At 67.2% G+C, this 21,621-nt stretch carries 20 protein-coding genes; 8 read left to right on the top strand and 12 right to left on the bottom strand.

What is annotated here, in order from left to right; all coding sequences use genetic code 11:
• Position 1: 1 nt before the first annotated feature.
• The 8 genes from B2747_RS07730 to B2747_RS07695 all read left to right on the top strand — a co-directional run bounded on the left by B2747_RS07730 (position 2) and on the right by B2747_RS07695 (position 8,712).
• Positions 2–1,213 (top strand): geranylgeranyl diphosphate reductase, encoded by a 1,212-nt coding sequence (locus B2747_RS07730; protein WP_291158692.1) that lies wholly within the window; start codon positions 2–4, stop codon positions 1,211–1,213.
• A 25-nt stretch (positions 1,214–1,238) separates the two neighbouring features.
• Positions 1,239–2,654 carry a glutamyl-tRNA reductase gene (hemA, locus tag B2747_RS07725; protein WP_291158690.1) on the top strand — a complete coding sequence of 472 codons (1,416 nt, stop codon included), beginning with the start codon at positions 1,239–1,241 and terminating at the stop codon, positions 2,652–2,654.
• Positions 2,651–3,745, top strand: coding sequence for a uroporphyrinogen decarboxylase (hemE, locus tag B2747_RS07720; RefSeq protein ID WP_291158686.1), 1,095 nt, complete (start codon positions 2,651–2,653; stop codon positions 3,743–3,745). The genes hemA and hemE overlap by 4 nt, the downstream gene beginning before the upstream one ends.
• Entirely contained in the window at positions 3,742–4,776 is a 1,035-nt protein-coding gene (hemF, locus tag B2747_RS07715) for an oxygen-dependent coproporphyrinogen oxidase (protein WP_291158683.1), read from the top strand. The genes hemE and hemF overlap by 4 nt, the downstream gene beginning before the upstream one ends.
• A gap of 2 nt (positions 4,777–4,778) precedes the next feature.
• Complete coding sequence (gene hemG, locus B2747_RS07710; RefSeq protein WP_291158675.1) at positions 4,779–6,233, top strand: protoporphyrinogen oxidase; 1,455 nt, start codon at positions 4,779–4,781, stop codon at positions 6,231–6,233.
• A 242-nt stretch (positions 6,234–6,475) separates the two neighbouring features.
• Positions 6,476–7,198, top strand: a complete 723-nt coding sequence (gene bshB1, locus B2747_RS07705; protein WP_291158672.1) for a bacillithiol biosynthesis deacetylase BshB1 — start codon at positions 6,476–6,478, stop codon at positions 7,196–7,198.
• 80 nt (positions 7,199–7,278) lie between these two features.
• Entirely contained in the window at positions 7,279–8,013 is a 735-nt protein-coding gene (locus tag B2747_RS07700) for a tryptophan 2,3-dioxygenase family protein (protein WP_291158668.1), read from the top strand.
• A 42-nt stretch (positions 8,014–8,055) separates the two neighbouring features.
• A complete protein-coding gene (locus tag B2747_RS07695; RefSeq protein WP_291158665.1) occupies positions 8,056–8,712 on the top strand; it encodes a cyclase family protein in 657 nt (218 codons plus the stop codon).
• Here B2747_RS07695 and B2747_RS07690 read toward each other — a convergent pair.
• From B2747_RS07690 to B2747_RS07635, 12 genes are read right to left on the bottom strand one after another with little or no spacing between them, the layout of a single operon-like run.
• Positions 8,687–9,301 (bottom strand): histidine phosphatase family protein, encoded by a 615-nt coding sequence (locus tag B2747_RS07690; RefSeq protein ID WP_291158662.1) that lies wholly within the window; start codon positions 9,299–9,301, stop codon positions 8,687–8,689. The two genes, B2747_RS07695 and B2747_RS07690, sit on opposite strands and share 26 nt — an antisense overlap.
• Entirely contained in the window at positions 9,298–10,137 is an 840-nt protein-coding gene (locus tag B2747_RS07685) for an adenosylcobinamide-GDP ribazoletransferase (protein WP_291158659.1), read from the bottom strand. Before B2747_RS07685 ends, B2747_RS07690 begins: the two co-directional genes overlap by 4 nt.
• Positions 10,134–11,897 (bottom strand): nicotinate-nucleotide--dimethylbenzimidazole phosphoribosyltransferase, encoded by a 1,764-nt coding sequence (gene cobT / locus B2747_RS07680; protein ID WP_291158656.1) that lies wholly within the window; start codon positions 11,895–11,897, stop codon positions 10,134–10,136. The genes B2747_RS07685 and cobT overlap by 4 nt, the downstream gene beginning before the upstream one ends.
• The gene (cobO, locus tag B2747_RS07675) at positions 11,894–12,433 is read right to left on the bottom strand and encodes a cob(I)yrinic acid a,c-diamide adenosyltransferase (RefSeq protein WP_291158653.1); all 540 of its coding nucleotides are present in this window, start codon (positions 12,431–12,433) and stop codon (positions 11,894–11,896) included. The genes cobT and cobO (B2747_RS07675) overlap by 4 nt, the downstream gene beginning before the upstream one ends.
• On the bottom strand, positions 12,430–13,143 hold the full coding sequence (cobO, locus tag B2747_RS07670) for a cob(I)yrinic acid a,c-diamide adenosyltransferase (protein ID WP_291158651.1): 714 nt from the start codon (positions 13,141–13,143) through the stop codon (positions 12,430–12,432). The genes cobO (B2747_RS07675) and cobO (B2747_RS07670) overlap by 4 nt, the downstream gene beginning before the upstream one ends.
• On the bottom strand, positions 13,136–14,209 hold the full coding sequence (locus B2747_RS07665; protein WP_291158649.1) for a pyridoxal phosphate-dependent aminotransferase: 1,074 nt from the start codon (positions 14,207–14,209) through the stop codon (positions 13,136–13,138). The genes cobO (B2747_RS07670) and B2747_RS07665 overlap by 8 nt, the downstream gene beginning before the upstream one ends.
• 3 nt (positions 14,210–14,212) lie before the next feature.
• Positions 14,213–15,253: a CobD/CbiB family cobalamin biosynthesis protein gene (locus tag B2747_RS07660; RefSeq protein WP_291158647.1), complete on the bottom strand. Its 1,041-nt coding sequence runs from the start codon at positions 15,251–15,253 to the stop codon at positions 14,213–14,215.
• Positions 15,254–15,256: 3 nt separating this feature from the next.
• The gene (locus B2747_RS07655) at positions 15,257–16,351 is read right to left on the bottom strand and encodes a YncE family protein (protein WP_291158645.1); all 1,095 of its coding nucleotides are present in this window, start codon (positions 16,349–16,351) and stop codon (positions 15,257–15,259) included.
• A 47-nt stretch (positions 16,352–16,398) separates the two neighbouring features.
• Positions 16,399–18,630, bottom strand: a complete 2,232-nt coding sequence (locus tag B2747_RS07650; protein WP_291158642.1) for a TonB-dependent receptor — start codon at positions 18,628–18,630, stop codon at positions 16,399–16,401.
• On the bottom strand, positions 18,627–19,451 hold the full coding sequence (locus tag B2747_RS07645) for an ABC transporter ATP-binding protein (RefSeq protein ID WP_291158640.1): 825 nt from the start codon (positions 19,449–19,451) through the stop codon (positions 18,627–18,629). Before B2747_RS07645 ends, B2747_RS07650 begins: the two co-directional genes overlap by 4 nt.
• Positions 19,452–19,477: 26 nt before the next feature.
• A complete protein-coding gene (locus tag B2747_RS07640) occupies positions 19,478–20,512 on the bottom strand; it encodes a FecCD family ABC transporter permease (RefSeq protein ID WP_291158638.1) in 1,035 nt (344 codons plus the stop codon).
• Positions 20,509–21,534, bottom strand: coding sequence for an ABC transporter substrate-binding protein (locus B2747_RS07635; RefSeq protein ID WP_291158635.1), 1,026 nt, complete (start codon positions 21,532–21,534; stop codon positions 20,509–20,511). The genes B2747_RS07640 and B2747_RS07635 overlap by 4 nt, the downstream gene beginning before the upstream one ends.
• Between the last annotated feature and the right edge of the window lie 87 nt (positions 21,535–21,621).

Raw genomic sequence — 21,621 nt, 5'->3', positions numbered from 1 at the left:
CGTGTTCACATCCGACCTCGAAGATGGCGCGCTCGTTGACGTGCTCGTGGTCGGTGGCGGGCCAGCGGGCGCCACGGCGGCGCACGAGTTGGCCTGTGCCGGCCGCTCCGTGGTGCTGCTCGATCGTGCCGGACGCACCAAACCCTGCGGCGGCGCGGTGCCTCCGCAGCTGCTCCGGGATTTCAACATTCCGCAGTCGCTGCTCGTGGCGCGGGTCAATACGGCCCGCGTGATCTCTCCGCGTGCACGGAAAGTGGACATCCCGGTGGGACAGGGCTTCGTGGGCATGGTCGACCGCGATGTCTTCGACGAGTGGCTGCGCGTGCGTGCACAGTTGGCCGGCGCGCAGCGCATCACCGGCACCTTCACGCAGCTCGATCGCGACGCCGATGGTACGGCCATCGTGCGCTTCACTGATGGCCGCTCTCGGCAGGGCGCCCCGCGCTCGCTGCGCGCGCGCTTCGTCATCGGCGCCGATGGTGCCCTCTCGCCGGTGGCGCGGCAGTGCATTCCCGGCTCACATCGCGCCCGGCATGTGTTTGCCTACCACGAAGTGGTGAAGTCGCCCACGCAGGACAGCGAAGTGTTTGGGCATGATCGTGTGGATGTGTACTACAACGCCCCACTTTCGCCCGACTTCTACGCCTGGGTGTTCCCGCACGGCCCCACCACCAGCATTGGCACCGGCACGCTGCAGAAGGGCTTCGGCCTGCGCGAAGCGGTCGCCAAACTGCGTGCCGACACCGGCATGGATACGCTCGAAACCATCCGTCGGGAAGGCGCACCCATTCCCCTCGCGCCCCTGCCACGCTGGGACAATGGCAAGGATGTCGTAGTGGCCGGTGACGCGGCCGGTGTCGTGGCCCCGGCCAGTGGTGAAGGCATCTTTTACGCCATGACTGGTGGACGCGTGGCGGCCGACGCCGTCGAAGAAGCGCTGCAAACCGGTGATGCGCGGGCCCTCAAGCAGGCACGCAAGCGCTTCATGCGACTGCATGGCCCGGTGTTCTTTGTGCTCGACGTCATGCAACGCTTCTGGTACACCACCGATGATCGTCGCGAGCGTTTTGTGGCCATCTGCCGCGACCGGGACGTGCAGCAACTCACGTTCGACGGGTACATGCGCAAGCAACTCGTGCGCGCCAAACCCATGTCGCACATGCGCATCTTCGTGAAGAACCTGGCGCACCTCGTGGGTCTCGCGCCCGCGTGATCCGACATCCCGTCATCCGCCCGCCATGCTGATCTCGATCGCGATCGATTTCCGCCATGCCGATGTCGCCACGCGCGAGCGCTTCCACCTGTCGGAGGAGCGCCTCGCGCAGCTGTACCAGACGGTACGCACCGACGTCATCACCGAGGCGGCGCTCATCTCCACCTGCAATCGCACCGAGCTCTATGCCTGGGTGGCGAGTGACGCGCCCGAGGTCATCGCGCGCTCCGTGCAGGTGCTGGCGCGCCGCTGGATGCGCACGCGCGCCGAAGGCGAGGCGCTGCTCAAGGTGGCGTGTCTGCGGGAGGGTCGCGAGGCGGCGGAGCACATCATTCGCATTGCCGCCGGCCTCGAGTCGCAGGTGCTGGGGGATGGGCAGATTCTCGGTCAGCTCAAGACCGCGTACAAGCGCGCCGCCACCGGCGTCTCGGCCCCCGGGCCCAAGGCCACGGGACATACCGCGACGGGGCCGGTGCTGCATCGCCTGTTTGAAACCGCACTGCGGGCCGGCAAGCGGGTGCAGACGGAAACCGCGCTCACGGCTGGCCGCAACTCGGTCGGTGCCGAGGCGGCGCTCACGGCCGCGCAGCGTTTTGGCGATCTCGCCATGGCCCGCTGTGTCGTGGTGGGCGCAGGCAAGACCGGCGCCCGCGCCGCCAAGCAGCTGCACAAACTTGGCGCACGCGATCTCGTGATCGTCAATCGCACGTTCGAGAACGCAGTCACACTGGCGGCCATGGTGGGCGGTCGCGCCGCAGAGTGGGATACCCGCCACGTCGAGGCCGCCATGGCCGATGTGGTCGTGGTCGCCACGGGTAGTGAAGTGCCGGTACTCGAAGCGCCGCGGCTGGCGCTCGCACGCGAAGCCTGCGCCAACACGGGCTACGCGCTTCTGCTGCTTGACCTGAGCCTGCCCCGCAACGTGGACCCGCAGGCCGTGGCCATGCCGGGTGTGACGTTGGTGGATCTCGATTCGCTGTCGCAGCCGGTCCTGGCCGCGGAACACATGCGACGTGAGGCCGTCCCCCAGGCGGTATCGATCTGCACGCAGGAAGTCGAGGCCTTCCTCGACTGGCTGGCCACCATGCCGGCCCGGGCCGCCATCCGGCCCCTGCGCGCTGCGCTGGAGGATGTCGCCCGGCGTGAAGTGGCGTATCATGCAAAGGACGCCCATGTGGCCGAGCGCGCAGCCGCGCGCATTGTGGCGAAGCTGCTGGCCGGTCCCATGGCCGCACTTCGACGCGCTGTCCAACGTGGCGAACCCCTCGATCAGCATGCCATGATGTTGCTGGAGATGTTTGCGCCGAACGGCGCACTGGCCGATGTCCCTGTCGCCTCCGATGCGCGCGAGGTGTCCGCGCCGCAGCGCGAGGCCACGTCGCGCATTGGCACCGATGCGGACCTCGCCTCGCTCCAGCCGTCCCTGTCCCCGTTGCCATGAACGACTTGTTGTTGCGCGCCCTGCGCCGCGAAACGGTGTCCCGTCCCCCCGTCTGGATGATGCGTCAGGCCGGTCGTTACCTGTCGCAGTATCGCGCGGTGCGTGCCGGCTCCGATTTCCTCACCATGTGCCGCACGCCGGAACTGGCCACGGAAGTCACGCTGCAACCCATCGACCTCGTCGGCGTGGATGCGGCCATCATCTTCAGCGACATTCTCGTGGTGCCCGAGGCCATGGGCATGCATCTCACGCTGGACGAAGGCGTGGGGCCACAGTTTCCCTCGCCGCTGCGTACGGCGACCGATGTGGCCAGACTGCATCCGGTCGATCCGCAGGATCAACTGGGCTACATGCTGGCGGCGCTGCGCATGACGCGTCGCGCGCTCAATGATCGGGTGCCGCTCATCGGCTTTGCGGGCTCACCGTGGACGCTGGCCGCGTACATGGTGGAGGGCAAGGGCACCAAGCAGTTCGCGGTCGCCAAGAAGATGCTGTTTGAAGCGCCCGACGTGGCACACGCCCTGCTCGACAAGCTGGCCACTGCGGTGGGCGACTTTCTCGTGGCGCAGGTGGAAGCCGGTGCACAGGTGGTGCAGCTCTTCGAGTCCTGGGCTGGCGCCCTGGGTCCGCAGGAATTCCGCACCTTTGCCCTGCCCTATCTCGCCAAGGCCGCACAGCGCGCGCGCGAGGCTGGTGTGCCGGTCATCGTGTTTGCACCGGGGGCAGGTTGGGCCATGAGCGAGATTGCCGCGGCCACACATGCCGACGCGATTGGCGTGGACTGGCACACGACCCCGCACGAAGCGCGTCGCCTGACCGATCCGTTCTCCGTGGCCCTGCAGGGCAATCTCGACCCCTGCACGCTGTATGCCCCGGTAGGCGAAATCCAGCGGCGCACGCACCAGATGATTCAGGCCTTCGGCCCGGTGGGCCACGTGGCCAATCTGGGGCACGGCATTCTGCCGGACATGAATCCGGATCATGCCCGGGCGTTCATCGATGCCGTGAAGTCCTGGGAGTGGACCGAGGAGCGCATTGACACCGCCAGGCGTGCGAGCGGCCGCGCCCCGCAACTGGCGGAGATCGCATGACCCTCACCCTGCCCGCCGGCGAGTCGTCGTCGGTCCTGTCATCATCAGGCAGCGAGCCCACCGCACGCAGCAGTGCTCGGCCCGTCACCTCGAGTCACCGCGCGGACATCACGCGCTGGATGGCGGGCCTGCACGACGAACTCACGTCGTTCTTCGGTCGCCTCGATCGCGGCGGCACATTCACCGAAGACCGCTGGGAACGTCCCGGCGGCGGTGGTGGTGTGGCGCGTGTGATGACCGACGGCGTGACATTCGAAAAGGCCGGCATCAACCGCTCGGCGGTCATGGGCACGCTGCCCGACGCCGCCGCCAAGCGCCTGGGCGGCACCGGCGCCACGCAGGGCAGCACGATGTTCTTTGCCACCGGCGTGAGCCTGGTGGTGCATCCGCGCAGCCCCATGGTGCCCACGGTGCACCTCAACGTGCGCTACTTCGAGCTCACTGATGAACAGGGCCGCGTGACCGATCGCTGGTTTGGCGGCGGCACGGATCTCACGCCGTTCTATCCGCACGAAGAGGACCCGCGCACCTTTCACCAGGCGCTCGCGACCATGTGCGATCGACATCACCCCGCGTTCTACGGGGAGTTCAAGGCCTGGTGTGATCGCTACTTCGTCAACACACATCGCGACAATGAAGCGCGCGGATGTGGTGGCATCTTCTTCGATCATCTGCGGCCTGACGACCCGACGCATGGGCGTGATGCCGAGGCGCTGCAGGCGTTTGTCTCTGACGTCGCGCGTGTTCTGCGCTTTGCCTACGAACCCATCGTGGAGCGTCGTCGCGACGAAGCCTTTGGCGAGCGTGAGCGGGAGTTCCAGCTCGTACGTCGCGGCCGCTACGTGGAGTTCAATCTGGTGCACGATCGTGGCACCACATTTGGTCTGCAGACCAACGCGCGCGTGGAGAGTGTGCTCATGAGCCTGCCCCCACTGGCCATGTGGCAGTATGCGCCGCGCTACGCGCCCGGTTCATTCGAAGCACGCCTCGTGGCCATGCTCGCGCCACGCGACTGGCTGAGCGCTCACTGACCATGGGAACCCTCACCGGCCGCCCGGAGCAGCAGGACCACGACGGATCAGCCCAGCGGCTGCATCCGGAGGGTCGCTGCGCGGCTGTCGTGGTGGGGGCTGGCATTACGGGCCTGACGGCCGCGCATGCGCTGCGGCAACAGGGGGTATCGGTCGTGGTGCTCGACGCGGCGCCACAGGCTGGTGGCGTCATGCGCACCACACATGCCGACGGCTTTGTGGCGGAGCACGGCCCCAATTCCTTCGTCAGTTCGCCGGTGGTGGAGCAATTGCTCACGGCCCTCGACCTGCAGCAGGACGTGGTGGAGCCCGACACGGCGGCCAACAAGCGCTACGTGGTGCGCGACGGCAGTCTGCATGCTTTTCCGCTCTCGCCGAAGGCCATGCTGTCCACACGGCTGCTTTCCACCAGGGCCAAGCTCCGTGTGCTGCTCGAGCCCCTCGTGCCGCGTTACCAGGGCGCCGGCGAGGAGTCCATTGCCTCGTTTGTGCGCCGCCGGCTTGGGCGTGAAGTGCTGGACTACGCGGTGGATCCGTTTGTGTCGGGCATCTTCGCCGGTGATCCGGATACGCTGAGCATGGCGCATGCGTTTCCGCGGGTCACCGAACTCGAGATGGTACACGGCTCGCTGTCGCGAGGACTCATGGCGCAGCGTCGGCGCGCAGCATCGGCCGCCGGCGAGCAGCCCGCATCCCCGGCGCGGCTGGTCTCGTTCGTGGACGGCATGCAGACCCTGCCCGACGCGCTCGCGTCGTCACTTGGTGCGTCGCTGCATCTCTCGCGTCCCTTGCGTCACCTGCACGCGCAGGACGGGCACTGGGTGGTGGAATCGGGTGAGGGCCAGGACGCCCACACGCTGATTGCCGACACCGTGGTGCTGGCCACGCCCGCGCACGCGCTGGCGGCCATGGAGCTGCCGGCGGCACTGCGGCGATTTGCCGCGCCCATCGAGCATGTGAGCTATCCGCCCGTCAGCACACTGACGCTGGGCTTCACGCGGCAGCAGGTCGCGCATGCGCTCGACGGCTTTGGCATGCTGGTACCGCGTGTCGAACAGCGCCGCGTGCTGGGTGTGTTGTTCAGCTCTTCGCTGTTTCCCGCTCGAGCGCCCGAGGGTCATGTAACGCTCACCGTGTTCGTGGGCGGCGCACGGCACCCGCAGCAGGCCGCGCTCAACACCGAGGCGCTGCTGCCTGCGGTGCTGCGTGACCTCGGAGACTTGCTTGGCGTGAGCGGGAGTCCGGTGTACATGCATCATGCCTATTGGCCGCGCGCCATTCCGCAGTACCTCCTGGGGTATCAGGAGGTCAAGGACGCCGTGGCGCGCACCGAATCTGAGCACCCGGGGCTCTACCTCGCGGGCAATTATCACCTCGGCGTGTCGGTTGGCGACTGTGTGGCCAATGGCGTGCTGACGGCCGAGCGGGTGGCCAGCTATCTGGGCCGGTCGGCCTGACGGGATTCGATCAGTCGTCGGCACGCAGCTGACACATCTCGTATGCGGCGGGCTGGTTCAACCGCCTTGTCGCGGATGACACGGATAGGGCGGAAACAGCACGGATAAGAATCATCGACTGCTGGTCATCTGGTGTTCATCCGTGTGGTTTCCGTTCGTTTCCGCGTAATCCGTGATAATCAGTTGCGAGCGCCAGGGCCCGTGCCGCTTGCCGGAGGCCGTCCCATGGCCCAGCATTCGGCATGGATTCACTCGACCTGTTGTGCATCGCGCCGCATCGGGATGATGCCGAGCTGACCTGCGGGGGCACCCTCATCAAGGCCGTGGACGCCGGCAAGCGTGTCGGTATCCTCGACCTGACGCAGGGTGAGATGGGCACCCGCGGTTCGGCGGCCCTGCGTGCCGAGGAGGCGGAGGCGGGCCGGCGCGTGATGGGCGTGGCACTGCGCGAGAACCTCGAACTGCCCGACGCCGGGATCACCAACGATGACGCCTCCCGCGCACGTCTGGTGCAGGTCCTGCGGCGTCTGCGCCCCCGGGTGGTGATTGCCCCGGCACCACGCGGCCGGCATCCTGATCATCGTCGCACGACGGAGTTGGTGCGTGATGCCTGCTTCCTGAGCGGGCTTGCCCGCTACGCGCCCGGTGAGTTTGCGGCCTTCCGTCCGCTCAAGTTGCTCCACACCATCGCGTATCGCGAAGACCACGTGAAGCCCACCTTCGTGGTGGACATCACGGAGCAGTTCGAGCGAAAGCTGCAGGCCATCAAGTGTTATGGCTCGCAGTTCGATGGCACGACGCAGGCGGGCGAGGTCTATCCGAACGGCGAGCCGCTGTATGACATCGTGCGGCATCACGCCGCGCACTATGGCTCGCTCATCCGCAAGACCTACGGTGAGCCGTTCTACACAGACGAAACCATGGAAGTGGATGACGTCACCCAACTCGGCGTCTCCACCTTCTGAGTGCTGTTGCAGGTGTTCCTCCGCGGTACCGCGCCACACTCCCCGGCGTCCACCCATCTCGCGTTTCCGCGCGTTCATTCATGACCGACATCGACTACGGCTCCTACCTGCGCCTGGAGGAGTTGCTCGCGCTGCAATTGCCGCAATCTCAGCCCGAGCACCCGGACGAACTGCTGTTCATCGTGGTCCACCAGGCCAGTGAGCTCTGGTTCAAGGTGCTGCGCCACGAGTTCGACACCCTCATTGCGGCGCTTGAACAATTCGACACCATGCGTGCCCTGCTTTCGGTGCAGCGTGTCAACGCGCTCACCGAGATCATTTCGCAGCAGCTGGCCGCCCTCGACACCCTGCCGCCGCAGCGTTTCGCGCAGTTCCGCGGCTATCTGGGTTCGAGTAGCGGTTCGCAGAGCGCACAGTTCCGTGCCATTGAGGCAACGGCGGGCCTGCGCGACGCACACTTCCTGCAGACCATCAGCGAGCATGGTCCACCGCCGGCCGAGGTTCAGGCCGCGCTCGAGCGGCCCACGCTGCAGTCGCTGGTGCTGGCGCTACTGGCGCACGAGCAGGTGGAGCTGGCGGCACTCTACACAGGCCCCGGCCCCACGCCGCTCTTTCTGCTCGTTGAGGGGCTGCTGGAGTTCGAACAGCGCTTCGCGCGCTGGCGCTTCCTGCACGTGCAGTTGGTGGAGCGCATCATCGGCCCGGGCACGGGTGGGACGGGCGGCACGCTGGGCGCCAAGTACCTCTCGCGTACGGTCGCTCAGAAGTTCTTCCCCGAGCTCTGGGCCGTGCGTTCGGCGTTCTACGGACGCTGACGCCACGTCTTCTCACCCTTCGCTGACCCGTCAGGCCTCCCTGTGCTCTACGACATCTCCGTTCCCATGAGTGCCCGTACGCCAGAGTGGCCGGGCGATCAGCGATTTGATTGCGGGTGGACCTGTCGCCTCGACCGGGGCGACAGTGTCAACCTGGCGGCCGTCACCACCAGTCTGCATGTGGGAACACACGCCGATGCTCCACTGCACGTGCATGAGGGCTGGCCAGCGTCGGAGTCGCTGACGGTTTCGGCGTTTGTGGGACCCTGCGTCGTACTCTCGCTTCCATCAACACCCACCCAAGCGCAGGAAGTCGACACGTCCATGTTGGCGGCGCTGCTGGAGGCGCAGGGCCACCGCGACATTCCAGCCCGCATGTTGCTTCGCACGGGCCGCAGTGTGGCCGCCGGTGTGTTTCCCGACGACTGGCCCACGCTGAGCGCCGACGCGGCGACCTGGTTGGTGTCGCAGGGCCTCGTGCTCTGGGGCGTGGATGCGCCCAGTGTGGACACGCGGCACAGCAAGACACTCGATGTGCATCACGCGCTGCTTGGACGAGGGGCGTATGTGCTGGAGAACCTCAATCTGCGCGCGGTGACGCCGGGCTTGTACGAGTTGCTGGCGGCACCGCTGTCCATTGAGGGCGCCGACGCGGCGCCCGTGAGAGCGTTGCTCAGAGCGGGCGGCGTGCCACACTGAGCACTATCGGCTGCGCGTGTGGCACGGTGATTTCGAACATCTCGCGCACCGGTCGGTCCTGCAGCAGACAGAGCGCCAGTCGAATCCAGCCGGCGTGACTGACCACCAACACCCGTGGTTCGGGCCGTTGCGTGAGGCGACGCAGCGCCGTGGCGACACGCCGCTGCATGTGCGCGAGACTCTCTCCCCCAGGCGGTGCGGCCAACTGCCAGTGCGCCATCCAGGTCGCCAGTCGTTCTCCGTCCTCCGCCTCCAGCTCGCCCCAGGTCCGTCCATCCCACGCACCGAAGTGCATCTCGCGAAGATCCGCGTGCTCATGCACCGGTACCTCGACGCATTCGGAGATGGCAGCCGCCGTGTCACGCGCTCGGCTCAAATCGCTGCTTTCCACGTGCAGGTCGCCGCTGTCACCGGCGAGGAGCTGCCGTAGCGGCCCATCCGTCGTGATGAGGGATGTACACTGCGCTCGACCGGTATCGCTCAGCGGCACATCGGTCCAGCCGATGCAGCGCCCGTCACTGATCGCATCGGCGTGGCGGAGTAGAATGAGCTGCAATGGGCCAGACTCATCGTCCGGTGCCTTCCTCATGACCGTGCCACGATCTGGAGGAACGATGCCCCCTGCACGTTGGCCGAGAGCGCAAGATACACCACCAGTTCCACCACCTGATTGGCGGCGCCCAGCGCATCACCAGTGATTCCACCAAGTCGAGCACGGAAATAACGCGCTGCCAGTGCGGTCGTGGCTGCCGCCGCCAGGAGCACCGTCCAGACCGCGCCGCCCAGCAACACGACACTCAGCACCACGGCGCACCATACAGCCAGGATCACCCGAATTCGCGATACGCCCGCCACAAACGGCCGACCGGCACTCGCGCGCGCGGCCTCGCCGTCGCTGCGCACATAGGGCAACGCGCCGATGAGCGCGACGCTCGAGGCCCGTGCGAGCACATGGGCGGCCAGCATGGCCAGCACGGCAGCGGGCCATCGCCCCGTGATGCCGTTCGCCGGCAGCGTCGTGACCGTGGCGAGTTCCACGAGCAACGCGGCTTTGAGGACCAGTGCGACGCACATCCCCACCAGCGCATACGAACCCACGCGACTGTCCTTCATGATGTGCAGCACCTGCTCGCGCGTCCACCCGCCCCCGAAGCCGTCAAGCGAGTCCGCGAGTGCATCCTCGTGAAAGGCCCCGGTGAGCCGAATGGTTGCGGCCATGGATAACAGCACCGCGATCCATGGCGTCCAGAACCACGAGCCTATCCACCATACGGCCGCACCAGCACCGCCCACGATCAGTCCAACCAATGGGAAGTAGGCGGCGGACGCCGGAAGATCCGTCACGTCGTGTGCCACGACACGCCACGTGGGGATGCGCGTCATGAAGGTGCAGGCCGCAGAGAAGGCGCGCAGTTCGCGGCTCATGCGTGCGCGGTGGACACGCCGGCATCGGAGAAGGTGGCCATCTGCCGCATGAGCGCAGTAGCCGATCGCAGCAAAGGGACCGCCATGGCCGCACCGCTGCCCTCACCCAGGCGCATGCCAAGATCGAGCAATGGCCGAATCGGCACCTCGCCCAGCGGCTCGCCTTGCCGCAGGGTACTCCGCATGCCGTTGAGAGCCCGGATGGCTTCCGCATGTCCCGTCTCGCTGGATCGGTGCGACAACACCAGACGCTCGAGCAATGCAAACGCGGAGGATGTTTCGGACAAGACGCTCGACTGCGCCGCGGACTCGTGCAGCATGCGCGCCGCCGCCAACACGGCTACCGTGGAGATGAATCCGTCTGCCACCAGCAGCACCGGATGCTCGACGACCGCCATGGCGGCTCCGGCCATGGCGGCAATTTCCAATCCTCCCACGCGCCGCAGCCATTCGCGCGTGTCCGGAGTCTGCACCCCACTGGCTGCGAGCGCCGCCCGATGCCACGCGAGGGCGTCGTCCACCACCCCGCGCTTGTGTTGAAGGCCCTGGCCCTGCACGCCCGTGCCGGCGCCGACCGTGCGTTCGGCCGGGAGGCCCGTGAAGGCACTCAGCAGCGCCGCCGCGCTGGTGGTGTTACCGATGCCCATCTCGCCGAGGGCGATGGCGTCCATGCCGCAGCGCACCATGCGCTGTGCGCGCTCCGCGCCCACGGCCAGCGCCTGATCCAGCATGGCCGGTGACATGGCCGGCGCGCGTCGGAAGTTGTCTGTCCCAGGCGCCACCTTGGCCGCCACCAGATTGGGCCACGCCTCCAGTGAACCATTCACGCCGACATCCACCACATCGAGCGTGAGGTCATGCGCACGCGCCAGCACATTGATGGCCGCCCCACCGCGCGCGAAGTTGCGAGTCATCTCCGCCGTCACCGCCGCCGGGTAGGCGCTGACCCCTTCTGCTGTTATGCCGTGGTCGGCCGCGAAAATGCACAACCCCACGCGATCGATCACCGGCTCCACGGTCTGCTGCACTACCGCCGCCTGCACGGCCACGCGCTCCACTTCTCCCATGGCACCGAGCGGCATGGTCTTGTCGGCCATGGCCGCCTGTGCCGCTGGCACGGTGACGCGCGGCTCGGCACGCTGCACGTCGCCCAGCACGAGGCCCTCCGCGCATATGCTGCAGGACATCCACCACGCCGACGCATTGGGAATGCGAAGCCGCCAGAAGTCTGCGCCGGTGAGCCCCAGCGCCTCCTGCAACAAGACCCGCAGAACCAGGCCATGCGTGGACAGCATCACCGTCTGACCAGCATGCGCCTGCGTCACCTGCCGCAGCACGCGATGCACACGAGACTGAAGGAGCGATAGCGACTCCCCATTCGGGAACGCCACCCGCCAGGGGTCAGAACGCCAGTCAGCGCTGAGCCCAGTCGGCCATGAAGCGTCGGCCAGCCCCTGCACGCTGCCGTAGTGGAGCTCCATCAGCTGCGGGGCATCCACACAGGGACAATCACGATCCCCCATGAGCAACTGCGCCGTGCGCCAGGCACGCAGCATCGGCGAGGTATACACGGCGTCCACCGCATCCAGTACGGACGTCGTCAGTCGGGCGGCCAAGCGAAGAACCTGCTGTTCACCGATGTCCTGCATGGGCACATCAAGCTGTCCCTGGCAGCGACCGGCCGCATTGTGTGGCGTTTCCCCATGGCGCACCAGCAGCAGGCGCACCGACGCGGCCACTTCTGTCCGTGTGTGCGTCACAGCTCGATACCCGGTTGCGCACCAATGCCCTGCTCACGGAACGGATGCTTGACGAGGTGCATCTCCGTCACGAGGTCTGCTGCGTCGATGAGTGCGGGTGAGGCGTTGCGGCCCGTGACCACCACATGCATCCACGAGGGTCGCGCCCGCAGTACACGCAGCACCTCCTCTTCCTCGAGCCATCCGTAGGTCAGGCAGTAGGTCAGCTCATCGAGAATGAGGATGTCGAACGTCCCGGCCTCGATCACCTCCCGCACGCGCTGCCAGCCCCGCTCAGCGAGGGCCCGGTCTGCATTGATGTCTTCGGATAGCCAGGTGAAGCCGTCGCCGAGTGGTACGATGTCCACACCAAGCAGCTCCGCGGCAATGTGTTCGCCGTATCGAGTCTCCGCACTCTTGATGAACTGGAACATGCCGATGGAGAAGTCGTATCCCGCCGCCCGAACCAGAATGCCCAGTGCGGCCGTGGACTTGCCCTTGCCATTTCCGGTGTTGACCAGCAAAAGACCGCGCCGTCTTGTGCGATCGGTGCTCATACGTCGATGCCTCCCTGGGCCTTGAGACCCTCGCTGCGGTAGGGATGCTTGATGACCCGCATGTCTGTCACGAGATCGGCCGCCGCCACCAGGGCCTCTGGGGCATGACGACCCGTGACGATGACGTGGGTGCCCTGTGCCCGACCGCGCAGGGCGTCGATGACTTCCTGCTCGTCGAGCCACCCCCAGGTCATGGGCAGGGTCAGTTCATCCAGGATGAGCACGTCGTAGCGACCTTCCGCAAGAACGCCCTGCACGCGCTGCCAGCCGGCCCGCGCCCGTGCGATATCGGTGTCTGTTACGCTGCGTGCACCCGTGCAGCCCGCCCCCAGCGCCTCCATGACCACGCCAAGGCGCCGCGCCACGCGATGCTCACCGGTGTTGGTGAGTCGCTTCACGAACTGATACATGCCTACCTCCATGCCGCGACCATAGGCACGCAGCAGCACACCAAGCGCCGCCGTGGTCTTGCCCTTGCCGTCGCCGGTGTTGACGATGAGCAAGCCATGTCGCTGCGCGCGAGGCGGCACGCGGTAGGGGCCGGGGCGCTTTTGCCTCGGGATAGGCACCTGCCGACCGTTGGCAAGACGCGTGACGGCTGGTTGCTGCAGCGGGTCCGTGCGCGGGGTATCCTGCCCACCGCTGTCTTTTTCGCTGGAGTCCGGCACCTCGGTGCCTGCGCCCTGCGTGTGGGGTGTGCGTTCAGTCATGGCCCGTCTGGAAGTGGGTGGCCTGCGCGGCTATGGCGCGCAACAGTCTGGCATTCTCGTGAGGACGGCGGGCGGCCACGCGAATGTGGCGCGGGAGTCCGAAGGAACTGCAATCGCGCACCAGCATACGCTCGTGCCGGAGCAAGACGGCACGCGCGTCGGCGGCACTCCGACAACCGATGAGTCGGTAGTGTGTATCGCTGGAAGACACCGCGATGCCTTGACGACGGAGCGCGAGCTCGAGCTGCAGGCTCTCGGCGCGCAGTCGCTGCACCGTCTCCCGCGCATGATCCCGCGCTTCCGGTGTGAAGAGCGCTTTCGCCGCCGCCTGGGCCAACTGGCTGCTGGCCCACGGCACACGGGCCGCCTCGATCTGCGCCAACACCTCAGGATGACCGTGCGCAAAGGCCACGCGGACGCCGGCCAGGGCATGCTCCTTGGTCATGGAGCGCAGGTGCACGACGTGTGCACGATCCGGGAGTATCGGAGTGCCGAGCGGTGTGGGTGTGAAGGCGTCATAGGCCTGATCGACCACCAGCAGGACGTCGTGCGCCACGCAGGCGTTGGCCAGCCTCTCCAACGCGTCGCGTGGCATGCTGCGCCCGCACGGACTATCCGGTGTTGCCACGAAGGCCACGTGCACGTCGTACGCCAGGCATTCCACCATGGCCGCCACATCGTGCACGCCGTGCACGGACGCGCCGGCCAGAATCGCGGCACGTTCGTACTCTCCAAAACAGGGACGCAGCACGACGGCTCGACGCTCTGGGGCGAGGTAGGCGCGGCAGATGGCGTGCAGCAGCTCAGCCGAGCCGGCGCCCATCATGAGCCAGTCCGCATCACAGCGCCAACAGCCCGCCGCTGCCCTCCGCGCGGCCCTCGCCGTGGGATCCGGATACTCGTCCACGGCGCAGGTGGTCATGGCCTCGCGTACCACCGATGACGGACCGTAGGCATTGAGGCAGACGCTGAAGTCGAGCACCGCTGCCTGCTCATCAGGCAGCGCGGCGCGTCCGCCATGCACGGCCGGCGCGAGCCGCGCCATATGCGAAGCAGGCGTGGGCACGCGTCAGCTCAGGTAGGACAGTTCAATGCCCACCACCACCAGCAGCGTCGCCATACGCACCAGTCGACGACCTGTGATCAGATCGTGCGCGGTTGGCGCGCGGCCTGTGGCATTCAGCGTGTACGTCTGACGCTTATCCAGCACGACACCCAAAGCACCAGCCATGGCGGCCATGGGCCAGCCGCCATTGGGGCTTGGTGTGCGCCGCGCATCATGGCACAGACAGCGCCAGGCGCCCCGCGGTGAGGCCTTGCACAACACGCTGGCCAGCAGCAACGCCGTGCCCGCCACACGCGCCGGAACGAGATTGCACAGATCATCGAGGCGGGCGGCGGGCTTGCCGAACCGTTCGAGCTCCGGACTGCGATACCCGAGTACGGCGTCGGCCGTGTTCACAAAGCGATAGGCGTACGCGCCCGGCAGCCCGGCCACGCGGTACGCCAGCAATGGCGCCACGATACTGTCGGAGAAGTTCTCGGCCAGCGATGCGAGCGCGGCGCCTGCCACTTCGTCGGCGCGAAGATCCTGTGTTGGACGTGACACCAGATGCCAGGCCAGTTGGCGGCGCGCCTCCACCAGACCGGCGTGTTCGTCGGGCATGGTGAGAGCCTGCTGCACTGCATGGGTCGCATCCAGCAGGGCACGCGCCGCCATGGCGGGCTTGAGCAGCACACCGTGAGTCAGGGCCGCCAATGGTTCGAGCGAGACGCCGACGTCGCGGCGCGATACGCCCGGCAATCCGGCACCGCGCGCGGCAGCCGCTGCCAGCACCCACGTCAGCAACCCGGTCAACGCGAGCGACGCGGCGCACACCAGCAGGAGCCCGAGCAGCACCCACGCACTACCCGCCGCCAACTCACGCAGTGCTGCCCTTGTATCGCCACGTGCGCTCGCCATGACATGCGCGTGTGCGCGCGCACGGCGCAACCAGGCGCCCATCCACACGGTGGGATGAAACCGAGCGGGCGGTTCGCCAAGACACCAGTCGGTGACCAGGGCAACGGACACCGCACCACGCACCGGGCCACCCCAGAACGTGTGCACTTATCAGAACGTACGGACCGTGATCGACATGGGGCCGGCACCCACCGCGATGCTGTCCCGCAACACGAACGTGCTCCTGTCGTAGACAAACACATAGGGCGCGAGACTCTGGGCCGCACTGCCGAAGAATGTCTGATACATCACGCCCGAACTGGCGGCCGTGGCCGACGCGGCGCCTCGGCAGGTGTTGCTGGCCGCACGGCGGGCGCACACCGGATTGTCTGGCCCGCGCACCCAGGTCCGGGTGCGGGTGTTGAAGACCACGGTGGCGTCGGAGAAGCTCGAGATGTATGCGAGCCCCTCGGCGTCGATGGCAATGTGTCCGGCACCCACGCTCAGCGGGCTGATGAGCGCGACGCGCTGCATGCTCGACGGATCGATGATGGCCATACTGGCCGGCGCCACGTAGTTGCCGGTGTTGACCACGTACAGCAATCCATCGGGGCCCACAGCCGCTTCGGTGGGATTGGTGCCACCGGTCTGCACCGTGGCAATCACGGCCATCGTCACGGGATTGATGGCGGTCACCACGCCTTCACCGACCGGCACGAAGTTGGCCAGGTTGCCCGACACGGCCAGCACACGACCCGCGGCAAATGCCATCGCGGTGGGCGACGGCGCCACCTCCACACTACTGGTGATGTCCGTGCCGGTCTGATTGATATAGAAACGGCCGACACGGTTGGTGGCCGTGTTGGCGGCAAACACCGTGGTGTCGTTGCTCCACACCGAGCCCGTGGCATTGCCACTCGGGAAAGTGAAGAATCGACTCACGCTCGATGTGCTGAGATCAACCAGCGCCACGCTGGCCGCATTGCCGAGTGGTACGGCGGCGCGACGGCCACGGAGGGAGAAACCCACCGGGGTGACTGTGGCGCTCGAGCCAAGCGGAATCTGCTGAGTGACCGTTGGCGCACCGAGCTGGAACAGGGTGAGGGACTTGGTCCCGGTATTGACGACGATGCCGATCTCGCGATTGCCAGCCACACCACCCAAGAAGCCAGGCGCCGGTGTGGGTTCGGTGATGGTGTCATCACCGCAAGCGGCCACGCCGATGGTGGTGGTGATCAGGGCCAATCGCGACCAGCGAGCGAGCACGGTGCGGAGAGCGGACGGTGAATTGTGTGACATGTGCGACGCAGGGTTCAGGGGAGTGCCGAAGCGGACGGCGGACGCAGGCGAAGCGCGATGCTCCACAAGCGAGTGGGAAAGGGGTAATCCACCAGCATCGCGGCTTGCGTGGAGAGGAGATTCTCCACCGCGAGCATGGGTTGCAGCGTCCAACCGGCACGCTGCCATTCGGTGGACAGGCGGGCATCCGCCATGCGGTAGGCCGGCAGCGCATTGAGCGCCGAACCGGCCACTACGCGGCGCACACCCACGTGACGCAGCACGAACTCGGCGCGCGTTGTACCGAGACTGCTACCGATCTGGAGATTGGCAGTGCGACGCGGACGATACGCCACCTGTCCGCTGAGAATGCCGCCAGCATAGCTGACACGCGATTCGTCGAGGCCACCTTGCAGATCGAGATGCCAGCGCGGAATGCGTAGGCCCCCGCGCAGTTCCCAGCCGCGACGCGTGGCATCGTAGTTGCTTGGACTCCAGATGAACCGGAAGTCGGGCAGCCAAAGGATCATGCCATCAACGTCGGCCCGGTACCTGGCCGCCTCGGCGTGCCATAGCGCTCCGAAGCGTGGCAACTCGCGCGCGGACAGCCGCACTTCCACATCGTGCCGCGTGCGCTCTGGGCGCAGCGCCGGATTGGCGCGCACCTGCACCCCTTCCTGGAAGAACTGATCGGCCAGCGTGGGCGGCGCAAAGCCGGCGCCATAACTGACGCCCATCGACAGTGTGCCGGTGGACCAGGCGCTGCGCGTGAACTGCGTGGCCACGCGGGGCGACCAGGCCACACCGTCCAGCAGCGTGCTGTGGTCGGCACGCAGCGCGCCTTCCGTTGTCCATCGCCATGCACTCCGGCCTACGGCCTGCTCGCGACGTGCGTTCACCCAGCTGCCCAGCAACGTCTGTCCGGTGGGAGCGCCCGAAGCGAGCGCATTGGCGCGCACTCCCAAGTGCCGCCATTCGACACCGGCCGCCGTGGTCACACCGCGCCAGACTCGCGTGGCACTGGACGCGGCGGCGAGTGTCGTGGCCGTCGTGCTGTTGTCAAAGGCCGCGCCAAAGGGCGGCGTGGCATCGGCGAACACGGCGGACTCGCGCGCCGCATCGAGGCTGTGGGTGAACACCCAGTCGGACAGCGTGTGCTGTGACGTGGCGCCTACACTGGCGCGATCGAACACCTGACGCCCCGTCAGCGAAGGCTGCACGATGGAGCCCGCCATGCCGCGCCTCGTGTGACCATAGGTGGCCCGAAGCACGACCTGCTGCGCACGCCCGTCCAGCGATGCGCCCGCCACCACCTGCGTGTTGGCCACATCGGCGTTTTCACGCCGGGCCCATCCGCCACCTCGCACCGCCGGCAGTGCAAAACGAAAGTCCCCTCGTGTGGCCCGATGATCGACGCCCAGCGACCACGAGCCCTGACGTCCACCCACGGGAGCCTGATGGGCGACCGCGGCGGCTGCACCCCATTCGCCCAATGCCCCTGTGCGCAACACCAGCGACTGTTCGGTGCGCGGACGGCGCGTCACCACCTCAATGACACCGGCCATGGCGCGTGGACCGTAGCGTGCCGACTGCGCGCCGGTCAGCACCGTGATGCGCTCCACGTTCTCCACCGGCAACAGGGAGAGATCTGCGGCACCCGACAACGCGGAGTTGAGAGGCACACCGTCCAGCAGCACGAGGACCTGATTTGCGGATGAGCCGCGAATGGACACGCGACTCGGCTGACCCGGGCCACCCGAGCGGGTAACGACCACGCCCGGCAGGTTCTGCAGCACATCGGCGACATCACGCGCGCCAGAGCGCTCGATGCCGGCGCGGTCGACGATCTGTGCGTGAAATGCGGCAGTGTCCTGCGTGGCACGGACCTGCTGCGTGGTCAGGGTCGCAGCCACCCGTGCGAGGCTGATCTCCACCTCACTCACGCGGGCATTGACGACCTGCACATCTACGGCGGTGCTGCGGTAGCCAAGGGCCTGCACCCGCACACGGTGTAGGCGCGGATCGAGACTACGCACGTGGAACGAGCCATCGCTGGCCGTGCGCAGTCGCACGGCGGTGCCTTCCAGTTCCACCTGCGCACCGGCCACCGGCACGCGATCGGTGGCGTCGATGACCCGTCCGCGTACTTCACCGGTGACCTGACGCGCCTGAACGGCCGACGGGGCAAGCAGGAGACCCGCACACACCGTCCGCTGAGCGACGCGCCACAGCAAAGCGGAGACTGTGCCCGATGGGCGACTTATCATGGGATCTCCTGTCGCATCGGGCGCCGCTCGGGCACGATCTGCGGCGCCCCCTCGCGGTGCGCGATTACCTCGACGGGCCATTCGTAGACCGACTCCACACGCGGCGCGAGCAGGACGTCGCGAGGCGCCCCCTGCGCGACGATGCGGCCCGCATGCAGCAGCACGAGCTGATCGGCATAGCGGGACGCCAGGTTCAGTTGATGCGTGACCAGCACGGCCGTCCTGCCCGTGGCGCGCAAGGCCGCAACCTGCTCGAAGACCGCCATTTCGTAGCGGATGTCGAGCGCACTGGTGGGTTCGTCGAGCACCACGATGTCGGTCTGCTGCGCGAGCGCGCGCGCAAGACGCACGCGCTGCCGCTCGCCGCCGGACAACGAGCCAACCACTCGATCGGCAAAGGGCAGCACGCCGCATTGCGTCATGGCCTCGACAATCGCCTGCGCATCGGCTGTCGTTTCACGTTGCCACGCGGCACGATGCGGATACCGCCCCATGGCCACCGTGTCACGCACCGTGAACAGCGGCTCGGCTTCGGCTTGCGGCACAACGGCCACTGTGCGCGCCATGTCGACCCGGCGCCAGCTGTGCGCCGGCGTCCCGAACAACGTCACGTGTCCGGCGTTGGGTACCGCCACGCCGAGCAAAAGATACAGCAGGGTGCTCTTGCCCGCCCCGTTGGGACCGATGATGGCCGTGACGCGTCCCGCTGGAATCTCCAGCGATACCTCGGACAGCGCGCAGGTAGAGGCACCGGGATGACGGAAACCCACCGCATCGAGCTGCCACACGACGGCACCGCCGACCGCCGCGTGCCGGGGCATGACCGGAGCCATTGGCCGCGCTCGCATCAGACGTTGGCTCCGTTGACGGGACGGCGCAGCAGCCACACAAAGCATGGCACGCCCACCAATGCGGTGACGACGCCGATGGGCAATTCGTTGGCGCCAGCTACAGTCCGCGCCGCGGTGTCCGCCGACACCATGAACGCCGCACCAGCCAGTGCCGACGCGGGGACGAGCAGGCGATGGTCGCCGCCCCAGAGCAGCCGCAGCGCATGTGGCACCACCAGCCCGACAAAGCCGATTGATCCACTCACCGACACGCCGACGGCGGTGAGGAACGTGGCGGCCGCATATGCCCACCACTTGCTGCGCTCCACATTGGTCCCGAGGAACGCGGCGGTCATTTCCCCGATGGCCAGCAAGTTGAGGGCACGCGCCTGCCACAGCAGTACGACCGCCGTAGGCAGCATGACCACCGCGAGCACCGACACGGAACGCCACGATGCGCCCGAGTGGCTTCCCATCATCCAGAACACCGCCGTGCGCACCGATTCATCGTCGGCAAAGGTGAGCAGCAACCAGATGCAGGCCACCAGAAAGGCGCTCACCACCACACCCGACAGCAGGAGAACCCGCGCGTCAAGTCGATGGCCCACTGACCACGCGATGCGAAACACCAGCACCATGGCCAGCACCGCGCCCGCGAACGCGCAGAGAGGCAGCGCCCAGACTTCGCGCTGCGACCAACCGTTCACCACGCTCACCACGGCACCGAAGGCCGCGCCGCTCGACACGCCCAGCACATAGGGCTCGGCCAGAGGATTGCGCAGCAGGGCCTGATAGGTGGTACCACTCAGCGCGAGTGCCGCACCAACCAGCGACGCCTGAACGGCTCGCGGCAGGCGCAACTCATGCAGAATGTTCTGGTGCACCAGCGATCCGCTGCCATGCAGCGCGTCGAGCACATCGATGGTGCTGAGCGGCACCGCACCAAAACGCAGGGCCGCGAGCATGGCCAGGCCAAGCAATGCGCACAACACGAGCAACCGCGCGATGGGCACGGCTCGCGTGTCGGCGGCCCAGGAAGTGCCGGCACTCATCGGCGTGTCGCTCGACCGTCTACGGTGGTCGGTGCCAGCCCATCGGCGGACCCAGCCCGCCAGTCCGTGTCGGCGGCATGCACCGCGGTGGCGAAGGCCGGGAACATGGCCGCGCGCAGGACCCGGGCCGCCTTGCCGATGTTGGGGCTCGGCCGGCTCAGCAGATTGGCCGGCACCTGCACGAGGCGTCCTTCACGCACCGCAGGCAACGTGCGCCACCCAGGCATGACGCGCAGGCGTCCAAGGGCCTGCCCCTTGAACTCGCCAACAGGCACGATCACGATGTCCGGATTACGCCGCACAATCTCTTCCATGGGGACATTGGGCCAATTGGTGGCGGCGTCCGCAAAGATCGACGTGCCGCCGGCCAGGTCGATGAGCTGCCCGATGAAGGTGTGTGGCCCGACAGTCATTGGCGGGTCGTTGAACACCACATACAGGACGCGCGGACGTGGCAGCGCGGCCACGGAGATGCGGACACTGTCCAACTCCGCTCGCAAACGCGCGGCCGTCAGTTCCGCGCCGCGACTGTGCCCGGTGAGTACACCCAGGTTGTGCAGGCCGCGATAGACATCGCTGGTATCCTGCGTGCGCAGCATGAAGATGGGCACGCCGAGTCGCTCGAGCCGTTCGCGAAACTGCTGGCGTTTGTCGCTCTCCCACGACACCACCAGATCGGGGCGCAGCGCCGCAATGGCTTCGATGCTCGGGTCCACCGAACCGCCGACGAGCGGCAGATGCTGCACCTCCGGTGCCACGTCATAACGCGTGCGTCCCACCAGCAGCGGCCCTGCGCCGATGGCCAGCAGAGTTTCGGTAGCGCTCGGAATGAGGCTGACCACGCGACGGGCGGGGTGCGACAGCTGCACCGTGCGCCCGGCATCATCGACGACGGCAACGGCCGCATCGCCTTTGCTTTCTGCCATTGCCGACTCCGCAACTGCCGACACGCGGCGATCGGGCTCGGCGTCGCCACGCGTCCCGCACGCCGCCAACACTGCGGCAGCGTACGTGGCGACCATGCGCGAGATGCCGAAACCACGTCGGCGAAGCCCAGAAAGCACGAAACCCGTCCAGTCTCGGATGCCGAGAGGGGACGGGGGCGCAGG

The sequence above is a fragment of the Gemmatimonas sp. UBA7669 genome, assembly GCF_002483225.1.
GTDB lineage: Bacteria > Gemmatimonadota > Gemmatimonadetes > Gemmatimonadales > Gemmatimonadaceae > Gemmatimonas.
Note: the sequence above shows the minus strand (reverse complement) of the source record. Positions and strands in the feature narration are given on the sequence as shown.

Bases quoted from the DNA above. Each gene is read 5' to 3' on its own strand.
- hemA (WP_291158690.1), top strand. From the start codon at position 1,239: ATGCTGATCTCGATCGCGATCGATTTCCGCCATGCCGATGTCGCCACG.
- hemE (WP_291158686.1), top strand. From the start codon at position 2,651: ATGAACGACTTGTTGTTGCGCGCCCTGCGCCGCGAAACGGTGTCCCGT.
- hemF (WP_291158683.1), top strand. From the start codon at position 3,742: ATGACCCTCACCCTGCCCGCCGGCGAGTCGTCGTCGGTCCTGTCATCA.
- hemG (WP_291158675.1), top strand. From the start codon at position 4,779: ATGGGAACCCTCACCGGCCGCCCGGAGCAGCAGGACCACGACGGATCA.
- bshB1 (WP_291158672.1), top strand. From the start codon at position 6,476: ATGGATTCACTCGACCTGTTGTGCATCGCGCCGCATCGGGATGATGCC.
- B2747_RS07700 (WP_291158668.1), top strand. From the start codon at position 7,279: ATGACCGACATCGACTACGGCTCCTACCTGCGCCTGGAGGAGTTGCTC.
- B2747_RS07690 (WP_291158662.1), bottom strand. From the start codon at position 9,301: ATGAGGAAGGCACCGGACGATGAGTCTGGCCCATTGCAGCTCATTCTA.
- B2747_RS07685 (WP_291158659.1), bottom strand. From the start codon at position 10,137: ATGAGCCGCGAACTGCGCGCCTTCTCTGCGGCCTGCACCTTCATGACG.
- cobO (WP_291158653.1), bottom strand. From the start codon at position 12,433: ATGAGCACCGATCGCACAAGACGGCGCGGTCTTTTGCTGGTCAACACC.
- cobO (WP_291158651.1), bottom strand. From the start codon at position 13,143: ATGACTGAACGCACACCCCACACGCAGGGCGCAGGCACCGAGGTGCCG.
- B2747_RS07650 (WP_291158642.1), bottom strand. From the start codon at position 18,630: ATGATAAGTCGCCCATCGGGCACAGTCTCCGCTTTGCTGTGGCGCGTC.
- B2747_RS07645 (WP_291158640.1), bottom strand. From the start codon at position 19,451: ATGCCCCGGCACGCGGCGGTCGGCGGTGCCGTCGTGTGGCAGCTCGAT.
- B2747_RS07640 (WP_291158638.1), bottom strand. From the start codon at position 20,512: ATGAGTGCCGGCACTTCCTGGGCCGCCGACACGCGAGCCGTGCCCATC.
- B2747_RS07635 (WP_291158635.1), bottom strand. From the start codon at position 21,534: ATGGTCGCCACGTACGCTGCCGCAGTGTTGGCGGCGTGCGGGACGCGT.